The organism is Fructilactobacillus ixorae, from assembly GCF_024029915.1.
GTDB classification, from domain to species: Bacteria; Bacillota; Bacilli; order Lactobacillales; family Lactobacillaceae; genus Fructilactobacillus; species Fructilactobacillus ixorae.
In genome coordinates this window covers 976024-988863 of the sequence record NZ_CP097478.1, presented here as the reverse complement: position 1 = coordinate 988863, position 12840 = coordinate 976024, and the positions used below count along the sequence as shown (strand labels likewise).

The following is a 12840-nucleotide window of genomic DNA, read 5'->3' as shown; positions in this document are numbered from 1 at the left end:
TAATTTTATTTATAGTATAAATAAATTAGTGTTATAGTAAAACTAAATTACTTTGCTTACTTGTTTTTGAGGGAATATAATGGTAAAAAAGATAAATTTTTGTAAATTAACAAAAATTGACAATCATGTAGATTATAAAAAATATTTAAGAGACGAGTACGTTGAATGTTTAAATGAAAATCAAGAATTTAATGATGTTAATTGTATTGTAAGAAGTTTAAAAAATATTAATAAGAACAATTTGATAATTGATGATCTCATAAAAAATATTGATAAACATGATGAAAAGAATAAAGACTATCATATAGTAGAAAGAGATTTAAGCAGCGACATTAGGCTCTTGCATGGATATAATGGGAAATTATATTTACAAAGAGTTTATCCCGTTTCTCCCGGATGGTCTGATATCATATCATATTTTACTGATGATAAATTTGATTTGAGGCAAATTAAATATAATGTCTTAATAATTATAAGTGATAAAGAAAATAAAAATATTTATGCTATTTCTTTTGGAAATGGACGAAGTTTACTAAACAATAAATATATTGAAAAAGATTTTCCTAATGAAATAATTAGACGATCCTTAGATTTAGATGATATTAAGAATATATCGGCAATTGATTTTTCTGAATATCCATATATAAGAAATAATAAAAAAACAACAAATAATAGATCAATCCCTCTATCAAGAATAGTAGATGAAGAAATGCCTTTTCTAGCTACGAAGTTTATTGGTAAAGGAATTTTAAAACACAAAAATTTTAATAAATTATCAAGTTCTTATACAAATTCTTATAAATGTAATAATTTGTTAATTAAATTTAAATTATTGAATTATATAGGAAACCTTTATCGATATAAATGTAAGTTTATATCATATTTTTTAAATGAAAATGTTAATGATAATATTATTACTAGTTGTGATTATAACCTACTTATAGATTATTTTTGTTATATTCGTATAATAAATATATATTCAAAACTTATTAAAATAAATGAAAATGATATTCATATTTTAATAAACAATGGGATATTTTTAAGTATAAGTTCTGAATTTAAATCTTTATTTGATATTTTAAATATTATTGATAGAATGTCATATTTAGAATCAATGTCTCCAAAAATAAATTGGGAAAATGAAGTGATAGAATTAAAAGAGGTTAATGAACAAGAAAATAATTTTGAAGATTATTTGGAGCATTTATTTATTAGTAATTCTCGAAAAAATAATGATAATAGATTGTCTTTTACTTATGAAAAAAGAGAAGAAAATGATGATGTTCATTATATTAAAATTAATAAGTTAAGCACAAAATATATGTATGATCAACTTGATTTAAGTATCTTTGATAAGATATCGTCTATGAAAATAAATAAATTTTTTGATGAAAATAATATTGAGGACTATTTTGATAGGAATATTTTAAAAAAATTTGGTGGAGATTCACTTGAAATTAATATAGAAGATTATTTTAAAGCCCAAGCCCAAGCCCAAGCCCAAGCCCAAGCCCAAGCCCAAGCCCAAGCCCAAGCCCAAGCCCAAGCCCCCAAAAATCCATTAATTTATATTCTTAAAAATAAGTTAGTTGTTAATGAATATAATTCAAATGGTGAAAATTTGAATATAGGCAAGCATGTTTATGAATGCTGTCAATATTTCTACAGGGATACCTCCAATAATAAGAATTATGTTCTAATTTTTGGAAAATGGTATGCATTTAACAATAGTTTTATAGAACGTGTATTTTCACGTATAGATAAAATTGAGGAATATACATTTCCGTTATACTTTCCATTTACTCAATATCCAGAAATTATTATTAAGGATGAAAAAAGAAAATCTTTGAATTCTGTTGGATTATCCAAAGAAAATTCAAAAAAGGATACCAATTATAAACTAAAGAAATACTCAGAAAATGATTACAATAAAATTGTTGTATATAATAATCATCATAAGATTCTAAATTTAGATAAAGAATCATTTCCAGTTGAAGGAGCACGAAGTCCAATGGAAATTTGCGATTGGATTTATTTTGACAAAAAATATCATTTTATTTTTAATAAAAAAGGATATAGTGGCGAAAATTTTAGTCACTTGCTTAATCAGGTAAGATCTTCAGCTGAAATGATTGACGGGAATAAGGATAAGGTTATTAAATTTATAAAAAAAGTTTATTTAAATCAAAATAAAAAAAGGATAAATTTTGAATTAAAAAATGATAATAGTAATATGGTGTTTGTTTTGGGTATTATAACCAATAAAGAACACTTAAATAAGTCATCTAATTCTAAAATCTTTCCGCTTTTATCTTGCTTAGGTTTATCTAGTTTATCACGTGAAATGAAATATCATGGTATAGAATTAAAAATTTTGTTTATTAAGGATGTTAGTGAATGTAAACGTTACTATTTTAGTAGAGGTAAATTTTATATTGTTAATAGATAATTAACATAATTTAAGTTGTTAAAGAAAAGTTAAAGTTGGACATGTCATTTATTCATTTTTAAAGGATTTATTCCGATATTCAATTGGAGTAAATCCTTTTTTGTATAATTAGTGAAAATAAAAAAGAACATATCGGTAGCCCCCGATATGTTCCCAACCCCAAAAGGAGTTAATTGTTATTAATGAAATAACAATCAAAGAGATATTAGGTCTCACAGACCCTAATATCATTGTTGATGATACCACGAAATCCAGAACAATTGTTAAAGAAGATGGCATCACTAAAAATTATTGGCGTTTTATTCTAACTTATAAATTAAGGTGCAAGAATTGTGGAGATTACTTGAATAAGAATGACTTTAAAACGGTTCAACACTTGGTACCCGCAGGGCTTTGGGGCTTAAATTTTCTTATCATCAAGAAGCAAAAATACATTTGTAAATACTGTCATCATACGGAATTAGCTAAATTGAAAGACATTAATCCTAACGATCATATTCTCAGAAATTTAAAGATTAAAGCAGCACTCCAGTTAAGCTCTAATATCACTATCAAACAAATCGCTGAAAATTTTGGTATCTCGACGAATACCGTGATGAGACAAGCCGAAGGCTTAGCTAAATATCATAAAACTGGTTATCGCTATTTACCCCAACACATTGCCTTTGATGATTTTAAATCAGGGAAAATGTCGCCAAGTGGAATGAGCATCGCACTGATGAACTCAGACACACACCAACTAATGGATATCATTCAAAGCAGAAATGGTAGATTATTGGAGGATTATTTTCTAATATATTCAGCTTTAGCTAGAGCCGCGGTTAAAACGGTAACCGTAGATTTATTCTCTCCCTATCGAGGTATAATCGAACGAGTATTTCCTTAAGCTCAAATCATAGCGGACCGCTTTCATGTTGTTAACCAAGCCTACACAGCTTTAAATAAATAACGAATCAAGGTCATGAAAGAGTATGGCAGTAATACTCCTGAGTATCGCCAATTAAAAAGGTTATACAAGTTGCTTTTCAAAAAAGTTGAAGAATTAGATTACACGGTCTTCAAACGAAGAAGAAACTATCAATATGCTTGTTTGACTGATACAGAAGTTGTTGAAAGATTACTCTCCTTATCACCATCACTTCGTGATGCTTATGACTTCTATCAAGATATGACTCAGATTGTAACCAAAACGCATAATCAGCAGAAGTTAACCGATCTGCTTAATTCAGCTAAGCATCAAGATCAATATCAAAATCTTCCTGAAGCAATTAAAAGGGTCAGAAGTACATTAAAAAGACATCAAGAAAAATTGAAAATAGCTTTACTTATTCCTTCAGTAATGGGCCTTTAAAAGAGATTAATAACGAAATTAAAGTCATTAATAGAACTGCTTATGGTCATAGTAGTTTAAAAAATTTCAGAATTAGAATCTTAATCTCATTTTCGAACAACTATTTCTCCCAAAATTATAAACAAAAGGCGACAGAATCCATTAAGGATTCCATTGCCTAGGGTCAGACCCATTTATTAAATTATTTACTAATTAGTACTATTTGACAAAGAGCCTCTTTCAATTAATTACTTTTCCGTATCATGCGGATCTTCAGCCTCGTTTTGGCGCTGGAAGTTCGCAATGTTCTTGTATTCTGGTTGTAATGCGCGGCTCAGCCGAATGTAAATTGGCACTAATTCTCGGTAAGCCTTGTAGTTTTCGGGATTTGGTTTGTGAGTGTTGGTAACCCCGACAAACTTTTCGACGTCGTACAGACTATCAATCATCTTGAAACTGTACATCCCTAAGACCGCCGCTCCCAGTGCCGTTCCTTCGACACTTTCGGGGATGTTGACGTCTTGTTCGAAGATGTCGGCTAACATTTGCCGCCAGAGTTCGGAGTGGGCGAAGCCACCCGTAGCCTGAATCTTAGTTGGTTCGCCCACCACTTCGGCGAGCGCCAACATAACCGTATACAGGTTGTAGACGATTCCTTCCAGCGCAGCCCGAATCATGTTGGCCCGGGTGTGTTGCCGGGTTAACCCGAAGAAGGTTCCCCGGGCATCGGCATCCCAGATCGGAGCCCGTTCGCCACCTAAGAAAGGTAGGAAGATTAGGCCGTCCGACCCAGCTGGAATCGAAGCAGCGATTTTAGTCAACAGGTCGTACGCATCGAGATTCATTTCCTCGGCGGTTACCTTTTCGGGGAGACAGATTTGGTCTCGAATCCACCGGAAGACGATTCCACCGTTGTTAACTGGTCCCCCGATGACCCACATATCCTTAGCGAGGTAGTAACAAAAGACCCGCGCCTTTGGATCAATGCGGGGTTTGTCACTCACAATCCGGACGGCACCCGAGGTTCCAATCGTTACGGCTACTACGCCGGGTTTGATGGCATCGACGCCAAGGTTAGCTAGGGGACCATCGGAAGCCCCAATGACAAACGGCAGGTCCTGATCAATCCCCATCATGTTGGCGTAGCGTTCGTTGAGCCCCTTTAATTGGTAGGTAGTATCAACGAGTTCTGGTAACTGGTCACGCGTTACGCCCGCGACGGAAAGAGCTTGGTCGTCCCAGTCCATGGTAAAGATGTTGAACAAAGCTGTTGCGTTCGCGATCGAGTAGTCCTCCTTGAGGACCCCGAACAGCTTGTAGTTAATGTATTCTTTGATGCCGACGAAGTACCGCGTTTGTTTGTAGATGGCGGGGCGTTCGTTGCGAATCCACATGATCTTGGTTAATGGCGTCATGGGGTGAACCGGCACGCCGGTCTTTTTGTAGAGTTCCATCCCAATTCCGTTGTTTTTCAACTCGTCTGCGTATTTTACAGCCCGGTTATCGGCCCAGGTAATCGCCCGGGTGAGGGGTTTGTAATTTTCGTCCAGACAAATCAAGCTGTGCATGGCACAGGAGTAAGAAATGCCTTTAAGTTCGCCGGGTTGTAAGTCTGCTTTTTCGACGACCTTGGAAACCCCCGCCAGCATGGCACTAAAGATTTCTTCTGGATCTTCTTCGGCCATGTCTGGAGTGTCTTGGTACAGGTTGTAAAGGTCATTTGAATACCCCTTTACGGCTCCGGTATCATCGTATAAAACCGTTTTAGTACTGGTGGTTCCAATGTCAACGCCAATTACGTATTCCATAATTTTTCCCCTTAATCATTGATTTTGGCTGGGTCAGCCAACGATTTTTGATTTATTATAACGCTTTCATTATATGAGAATTCGTTGGGTACTTCAAGCGGGAACACGCTAATCATGGTAAGATAAGGGTAATCTTAAAAATGGTAGGCCAGAAAAAATGCAAGCACAAACACGGAGTGATTATCAACGAGCGCACCGGCGGCGACTTTCCCGAAAGCTTGGGTGGACCAGTGTGATCCTAGTCGGGCTAGTGCTGCTGGGGGTGCTGATCGGGCATCATGTGATTAACCGGCACGCCCGCCAGCAAGTCTTCCTGCGCAATTATCCTGTGCGGGGGGTGATGCTGGACCAAACGGATGAGTACGCTGATTTTAACCAGTTGCAAACCAACGGGGTTAAATACGTGTACCTGCGCGCGACCCAGGGTGCAAGCTTGACGGACGATGATTTTAACAACAACTACACCCGCAGCATCGGCTCCGGACTTAAAGTAGGGGTATATCATCAATACAGTTTCAGCAGCTCGGTGCGAGAGCAGGAACAGAACCTGAAGCGCACCCTCGGCAATAACATTGGTGATCTGCCGATTATGATTAACCTTTCCTACTATAATGATTACAACGCCGAAACGGTGGACCGGAAGCAACTAGCGCGGCGGATGCGCCAACTGGTGGCTTGGACGCAGCACTACTCCCAACGGCCGGTCCTGATTAAAACGAGTGCCACAAACTATCAGGTGCTGAAGCGGATTCCCCACACGGAGTTCCTGTTACCGCGCGCTAAGTCCGGGCGGCATGTGACGTTTGCGAGCTTAGCGAAGCAGGAACAACTATATAATAACGGGAAGGGGAGCGCCTTTCGCATGACGGCCTTTCGGGGGAGTACGGTACAATGGAATCAATATCTGCAAGTGTTAAAACAACATGAGATTAGGAGTGATGCAGCATGATTAAATTAGGAACGATTGGCACCAACTGGATTACGGAACGCATGATTGAGGCCGCCCATGCCACTGGCGAATACCAGCTAACCGCGGTTTATTCCCGCCACGAAGCTAGCGGCCGCGAGCTTGCCAAGGGGCATGAACCTGCCACGGTGTACACGGATTTGGAGCAATTTTTAAGTGACCCCAACGTGGAAGTTGTTTACATTGCTTCACCAAACGTGTTGCACTACGAACAAATTCTGCAGGCTCTCCAACACGACAAACACGTGATTGTGGAAAAGCCAGCGGTGCTAACTCCCTACCAGTATCAAAGTGTAATGGATGAACTCGCCCGCCATCCCCAAGTACGGTACTTCGAAGCAGCTAGAAACGTCCACATGCCGGCCTTTGCAGCGGTGCGTGATTATCTGAGTGGCTTAGATACTGGGGTTGATGGCGCTGAGTTCACCTTTAGCCAGTACTCCTCGCGCTACGACCAGGTGTTAGCTGGACAAGTCCCAAACGTTTTTAATCCCCAGTTTGGTGGAGGCGCGTTGACCGACCTCGGGATCTATCCCGTGTATGATGCGGTCGGCTTGTTTGGGGTTCCCGAACGAGTAGCTTACTATCCAACCATGATTTCAACCGGAGTGGATGGCAAGGGGACGGCGATTTTGAACTATGGAGCCTTTGACGTTACCTTGAACTTTAGCAAGCTTTCGAATTCGACTCACAACTCAGAAATTTATCACGGACGAGAGATTATCACGTTTGATAGCGCTGGAGAAGTGACCGAGGCCTCCATCATTCAAAATAACCAACGCCAAATCCTCAGTCAGTTATATGGAAAGAACCCGATGATTCCCGAAATGACTGATTTTGCCCGGGTACTACAGGAACCTACACAACCTCAAAATGTGGCTGACTACGAGCTCTGGTTAGAGCAGATGCAGAACGTGAACCTGGTGATGAGTCGATTAGCTTCGGCTGCCGGGCTCGAATACCCAACCAAACTGGAGGCGGATGAGTAGTGTTAGAACAATTTGAAACCCGGTTCGCCCAGTTAGGCTACGCGGCCCCCACGGCGATTCAAACGGCGGTCTACGAACCAATGATTGACGGCGGGTCCGACATTGTGGCATTGTCACCGACGGGGTCGGGGAAAACGGTTGCCTTTTTGATGCCGATTCTGGCTAATTTACTGGCCGGAGGCGGACCCCAGGTGATTATTCTGGAACCGTCCCAGGAACTCGCTATGCAGGTGACCAACGTGATTCGCGCTTGGGCGGGTCCGTTTCACGCCCAGGTGCTCCCGATTATCGGAGGTGCGAACGTGAAACGGCAGCAGGAAAAGCTGAAAAAGCGCCCAGAAATCATTGTGGGAACCCCCGGGCGGGTGTTGAACCTGTTACAGGATCGAAAGTTGAAACCGCAGGGAATCGAAACCGTGGTGGTGGATGAAGCGGATGATTTACTGCAGGATGATTCGCGGGCGAAGGTCCGAGCAATTGTCGGAACCGTCCCCCGGGATGCGCAGGTGGCCTACTTTTCAGCCACCGATAGCGATGTTTTACACCACTTAGAGACCGAGATGGGAAAACCGGCCACAGTAATTGACGTTCGTAAGCAGGATCAGAGTCGGGGAGTGGTTCGCCACGGCCAGTTTGAGGTTTCTCGGGGCAAACGAAATGACGTGTTGAACCGGTTGACCAAGTTGCCGAACTTTAAAGCCCTGGTCTTTTTTAATCAGAGTCAGGACTTGAACCGGGCTTACAACTTTTTTAAACACCAGGGCTATGCGCCGGTGGAAAAGCTGAGTGGTAGCGAAACTAAAATGCAACGGGAACGCGCCTTAAAGGCCTTTCGCAAGGGACAGTTTAAGCTATTGCTGACGACGGACGTGGCTGCCCGGGGACTCGATATTCCCAAGTTGCCGGCCGTGATTAACTATGATTTACCGGGTGACGCGACGACCTACATTCACCGGGTCGGTCGGACCGGTCGGATGGGTGAACCCGGCTTAGTGATTAACTTTGGCGACGACCACGACCTGCGCGATCTAAAGAAGTGTTTGCGGGACACGGATTATGACTTACAACCGATTTACTACTACCGGGGGAAACTAGTCGATCACGTTGAGGCGCCGGCCGGAGCGAATCCGGCCCAGCCGAAACCAACTACCACCGCCACGCAACCGGCTTCGACCACGCGACCAGGAACACCTACTCAACCGGTGGTAAGTAACCCGCCTAAGCAACGGAAACGAAAGAAAAACCGGCGCCGGGACCAGAAGAACAAGGGTAAGCACTGGCCAAAGTAACCTTTACGAAATGTAGCTTTCGTGAGAAAATAGCAGGGAGTGACTTGGCCCCATAGCACAACTGGATAGGGCATCCGCCTCCTAAGCGGCAGATCTCAGTTCGAGTCTGAGTGGGGTCATCAACGAACCGCGTTCTCCGGTTAAAAAAATTAGCCCAACAAAAAGTCCGAAGCATCATGCTTCGGACTTTTTGTTGGGCTAATGGACGGGCCACTGGGGCTCCGCTCCTTCAGCGACGCGAATGATTTCACTGGCGGCGTCGGTCGCCATCCGGTTCGTACATTCAACTGTGTTGGATGCAATGTGGGGCGTTAATAACACGTTCTCGAGCTGATAGAGGGGGCTGGATTTGGGCAGTGGTTCTTGATCAAACACGTCTAAGGCGGCTCCTTGAATGACGCCGGTTTGCAGGGCGGTCACTAAATCAGCCGTATTAACGACCGCCCCGCGGGCAAAGTTAATTAAGACCGCGGAGGGTTTCATTAACTGAAATTCACGGGTGGCAATCGAATTTTTAGTGTCCGGACGAACCGGTAGGTGCAGGGTTACCACGTCTGATTCGCGTAGGAGCGTGTCGCGATCCACGATTGTTCCGTAGGCCGCAGTTGTGGCGTGGGGTGAGTTAATCAGGATGCGCATGTCAAGGGCGCTCATTTTTTGCTCGACCATTTTACCAATCCGACCATAACCAATGATACCAACGGTTTTACCGGCTAGGTCAAAGCCCAAGTGGGTTCGGGCTGCTGCCCACTCTCCGGCGCGCATGGCATTGGTAGCGGGAACTATGTGCTTGGAAAGGGCAAGCATCGCCGTTAGCGTGGTTTCTGCGACCGTTCCAGCGTTTGCAAGCGGCGTAATCGTGACTAACACCCCGTGTTGCTTTAGATACGGGACATCGAGATTATCGTAACCCACGCCATTTCTGGCGATGATCTTAAGGTTGGGCATCTGGTGAATGGTTTCCTTTGGGAAGGGGGCCGTTGCTAAAATAATTCCAAACGCATCGGGAGCAAGGTTGAGCAACGTGCTGACCTGTTGATCCGGGAGCTCAACGACGGTAAACCCGTGCTCGCGTAACTGTTGTTTGCCAGCCACAGCCAGGGTCTGGGGTACGGCAATTTTATAATCCATGGGAATCTCCTTTACCTAGTAACTTAGTGAACTTACTAGGTTTATTTTACTATTTTTTGTGACCGGAGGCGGGTTCACGGAGCCCGGGTTCGGCAACTTCCAGTACGCAATTAAGGGAACTGGTGCTATACTAGGGAAAAAACGGTAAAGAAGGTTAAGAACGTGCAGAAGTTAAACCAATATCGCAAGCCGATTGGCCTTGCAATCTTAGGGCTAATCGTCGTCGTGGTCGCTATTTTAACGGGGGTCAATCAGTATCAGTTGCACAAGACCCAAACGAAAGCTAGTAACTTACAGGTTAAGTACAAGATGCTGAAAAAATCGTACGATGAAATGGAGCCAGATGACGTTACGTACCAAGAAAACATTACGTACGAAAACATGAAAACGATTGCGAAGACCAATAACCAGGCGCTGACGGAAGCAATGCAGCTTACGTTTGGGAACTATCCGACGGTGGCGGCCAAGCAACAAGCAATCACAAAGTTACAGAAGCACTATCTGACCAAAACAGATGCCACCACCTTGGTAAATTCAGTGTTAGGTCCAACCCAATTGAATAACGTAGGGATTTACAATTACACTAGTTCAGAGGCGCGCAACGGCCATTACTACTATGCTAACGTGACCGTCACGTACTATGGCCGACACCATCGGCGGTTGCACACGAATCGCTACCTGTTTAAGGTGGATCTTAATCATGGAGATTTAAACTCGAAGCAGGTTCGGTTTCACTTAATTCAAGTTTTTAGGGAGGTAAAACGATGATGCAGCAACTAAAACACTTGCTCACTCCGACCAAACTAGTGGTGAGCGCCGCTGTCTTGATTCTTGCCGGGTTAATAACCTGGAATGTTTCCATTTTTTCACAGCGCCAGACGGCTGAAAAAAAGGTCCGAGCCACCCAACAAAAAATCGATAAGGTCAGTAAGGAATTTGTGCCCAAGTATAAGCAAACTGAGAAAAAAGCCAAACAGGAATTTCAAGCGACCCACCAGGATCCTTTGAATGCTAATGATTAAACAACCGAATTCCCCTCGTGGGGAAGTCGGTTTTTTTGTAAATTACTGCAATAATGGTGTGAAAATAAAAAAATGTTTGTGGTTTGCTGGCCAAGTGGTATACTTATTAAAAATTAGTAAAGGAGTGCCACGAATGCTATCGATGCGCCGAGCTTGTTGTTCAAAATGAGCATGATTAATGCGGAAATGAGGGAACTTTCGGATTGCTGTAGCTCGTAAGCGAATTTTTGGAGAAAATTCATATTGAACAATTACACGGGTTTCGTGGAGAGCACTACTGGTCACTACAAAACGGGTCACTGTCGGTATGAATTGATGGTGGTCCGTTTTTAGGTTGTAAAGGAGGGAAACATGAACCAGCGGTTAGTGGCACTACGCGGGAAGTACCGTGGTGGTCGCAGTTGTTAGGAGCAGTAATAGGAGTGGATAGTTAGAATGCAACTAACAAAGGAGCAGGACGATTATGAAGAAAAAGTACATTATTAGTGGCATCGTGGTGGTGTTTGCCATTCTCTTTATCGTTACGTTTATCATCAAACCCAAGCAGGATGACGGAAAAACGATTCGTCTAGCTTCGTCACCGGGTCCTTACAGTGAACTTTTCTTAAAGGGCGTGAAGCCGATTCTGGAGCAGGAGGGCTATCGGGTAAAAAACCAGTCCTTTAGCGATTTATCCCTAGCGGATGTTGCCATCAATAACGGCGAAGCGGACTTGAATGTGGATCAGCATACCGCGTACATGAACAACTTTAACCACGAAAAACACGCCCACTTAACGGCACTAACGAAGATTCCGACGGTGCCGACCGGGATCTATCCTGCCCAAAAGCACAGTTTGAAGGAAGTTGCGAAGGGGGATTCCGTGGCCATTCCGAATGACCCCTCGAACATGGCGCGGGCCTACAACGTGCTGGTTAAGGCCGGGTGGATCACGCTAAAACCGGGAGTTGATCCGATTAAAGCCACCAGTAAGGATATTGCTACCAACAAATATGATTTAAAGATTAAAGAAATGCAGGACGTGCAGATTCCGCGGTCGCGATCGGACTTTGCGTACGTAATCTTGCCGGGGTCGACGGCTTATCCAGCCAAGATTTCGACGAAGACGATGTTATTAGCAGAAGACATCAAACCAGATTACTACCTCGTTGTGGCAGTGGATCAGAAGAGCGCCAAGCAGAAGTGGGCGAAGGCAGTTAGCAAGGCTTACCACTCCAAGAAATTCAAACAATACCTGCAGGATCATAACAAGCAAAGCTTCTGGAAGCTTCCAGCTGGTTATTAAGGTACGCATAACAAGCATCGCAACCAATCGTTGCGGTGCTTGTTTCGTTGGGAGTAATTGAACTAGTTTGAGGGCACCTCAGCGGTGCGGGGTGGCAACTGAAACGGGCGGGGTTGCCCGGATTGGATGCGGAGCCCGGTCAAAGTTTGCTTTGCAAATTAGATTAGATTTGGTAATAATAAAACTAACCATGAAAGGAAGGATGCTCATGAAAAATAAATTTGCACAGCAATTAAAAAAATTACGGAGCAACCGGGGATTATCGCAGGCGGAATTAGCCGAGCAACTGTTTATTTCGCGCCAAGCAGTCTCCAAGTGGGAAGCTGGAACGGCAACTCCGGATCTTAACACGTTAATTAAATTAACGGAGTTGTTGGAGTGCTCGCTCGACGAGTTGGTGTCTGCCCAACCAAGCCCAGGTGAGCAACCTGTCCCAAGCCACCAGATGAACGGGTGGGAATTTCTCCACCGAGATTGGTGGTTGATTTTTCCGGTGGGTGGCTTTTTAGTCTGGGCGCTGAAAACCCTGGTGCCGTTTTTTTCGTAAGGGTGGTCATGAAGAAAAGGTGC

General features: G+C 42.9%; 10 protein-coding genes, 1 tRNA gene and 1 pseudogene. 10 read left to right on the top strand and 2 right to left on the bottom strand.

The features are described 5' to 3' along the window. The first annotated feature begins 79 nt into the window (after positions 1 to 79). Together M8332_RS04925 and M8332_RS04920 are read left to right on the top strand one after the other, a co-directional pair. Positions 80 to 2449 (top strand): DUF6119 family protein, encoded by a 2370-nt coding sequence (locus M8332_RS04925; protein ID WP_252779726.1) that lies wholly within the window; start codon positions 80 to 82, stop codon positions 2447 to 2449. A gap of 595 nt (positions 2450 to 3044) precedes the next feature. Beyond that, positions 3045 to 3961, top strand: a pseudogene (locus M8332_RS04920) (ISL3 family transposase). 66 nt (positions 3962 to 4027) lie between these two features. Here the strand turns inward: M8332_RS04920 and gntK are convergent. After that, positions 4028 to 5587 carry a gluconokinase gene (gene gntK / locus M8332_RS04915; RefSeq protein WP_252779724.1) on the bottom strand — a complete coding sequence of 520 codons (1560 nt, stop codon included), beginning with the start codon at positions 5585 to 5587 and terminating at the stop codon, positions 4028 to 4030. Positions 5588 to 5744: 157 nt separating this feature from the next. On the opposite strand from gntK, the gene M8332_RS04910 reads away from it, so the two are divergent. The 4 genes from M8332_RS04910 (at position 5745) to M8332_RS04895 (ending at position 8951) form a co-directional block, all read left to right on the top strand. Next, positions 5745 to 6536 (top strand): GH25 family lysozyme, encoded by a 792-nt coding sequence (locus M8332_RS04910; protein WP_252779723.1) that lies wholly within the window; start codon positions 5745 to 5747, stop codon positions 6534 to 6536. Then, positions 6533 to 7543, top strand: coding sequence for a Gfo/Idh/MocA family protein (locus M8332_RS04905; RefSeq protein ID WP_252779721.1), 1011 nt, complete (start codon positions 6533 to 6535; stop codon positions 7541 to 7543). Before M8332_RS04910 ends, M8332_RS04905 begins: the two co-directional genes overlap by 4 nt. Further along, a complete protein-coding gene (locus M8332_RS04900; RefSeq protein ID WP_252779720.1) occupies positions 7543 to 8832 on the top strand; it encodes a DEAD/DEAH box helicase in 1290 nt (429 codons plus the stop codon). The genes M8332_RS04905 and M8332_RS04900 overlap by 1 nt, the downstream gene beginning before the upstream one ends. A gap of 46 nt (positions 8833 to 8878) precedes the next feature. After that, positions 8879 to 8951, top strand: a tRNA-Arg gene (locus M8332_RS04895). Positions 8952 to 9030: 79 nt separating this feature from the next. Here the strand turns inward: M8332_RS04895 and M8332_RS04890 are convergent. Next, positions 9031 to 9963, bottom strand: coding sequence for a phosphoglycerate dehydrogenase (locus M8332_RS04890; RefSeq protein WP_252779719.1), 933 nt, complete (start codon positions 9961 to 9963; stop codon positions 9031 to 9033). Positions 9964 to 10125: 162 nt separating this feature from the next. On the opposite strand from M8332_RS04890, the gene M8332_RS04885 reads away from it, so the two are divergent. The 4 genes from M8332_RS04885 to M8332_RS04870 all read left to right on the top strand — a co-directional run bounded on the left by M8332_RS04885 (position 10126) and on the right by M8332_RS04870 (position 12817). After that, positions 10126 to 10731: a hypothetical protein gene (locus tag M8332_RS04885; RefSeq protein WP_252779718.1), complete on the top strand. Its 606-nt coding sequence runs from the start codon at positions 10126 to 10128 to the stop codon at positions 10729 to 10731. Beyond that, the gene (locus M8332_RS04880; protein WP_252779717.1) at positions 10728 to 10985 is read left to right on the top strand and encodes a hypothetical protein; all 258 of its coding nucleotides are present in this window, start codon (positions 10728 to 10730) and stop codon (positions 10983 to 10985) included. Before M8332_RS04885 ends, M8332_RS04880 begins: the two co-directional genes overlap by 4 nt. Before the next feature lie 463 nt (positions 10986 to 11448). Next, positions 11449 to 12270 carry a MetQ/NlpA family ABC transporter substrate-binding protein gene (locus M8332_RS04875; protein WP_252779716.1) on the top strand — a complete coding sequence of 274 codons (822 nt, stop codon included), beginning with the start codon at positions 11449 to 11451 and terminating at the stop codon, positions 12268 to 12270. A gap of 208 nt (positions 12271 to 12478) precedes the next feature. Then, the gene (locus tag M8332_RS04870; protein WP_252779715.1) at positions 12479 to 12817 is read left to right on the top strand and encodes a helix-turn-helix domain-containing protein; all 339 of its coding nucleotides are present in this window, start codon (positions 12479 to 12481) and stop codon (positions 12815 to 12817) included. Positions 12818 to 12840 lie beyond the last annotated feature (23 nt).

Coding starts and splice junctions, on each gene's coding strand:
- M8332_RS04910 (WP_252779723.1), top strand. CDS start 5,745: ATGCAAGCACAAACACGGAGTGATTATCAACGAGCGCACCGGCGGCGA.
- M8332_RS04870 (WP_252779715.1), top strand. CDS start 12,479: ATGAAAAATAAATTTGCACAGCAATTAAAAAAATTACGGAGCAACCGG.
- M8332_RS04890 (WP_252779719.1), bottom strand. CDS start 9,963: ATGGATTATAAAATTGCCGTACCCCAGACCCTGGCTGTGGCTGGCAAA.
- gntK (WP_252779724.1), bottom strand. CDS start 5,587: ATGGAATACGTAATTGGCGTTGACATTGGAACCACCAGTACTAAAACG.
- M8332_RS04925 (WP_252779726.1), top strand. CDS start 80: ATGGTAAAAAAGATAAATTTTTGTAAATTAACAAAAATTGACAATCAT.
- M8332_RS04875 (WP_252779716.1), top strand. CDS start 11,449: ATGAAGAAAAAGTACATTATTAGTGGCATCGTGGTGGTGTTTGCCATT.
- M8332_RS04880 (WP_252779717.1), top strand. CDS start 10,728: ATGATGCAGCAACTAAAACACTTGCTCACTCCGACCAAACTAGTGGTG.
- M8332_RS04905 (WP_252779721.1), top strand. CDS start 6,533: ATGATTAAATTAGGAACGATTGGCACCAACTGGATTACGGAACGCATG.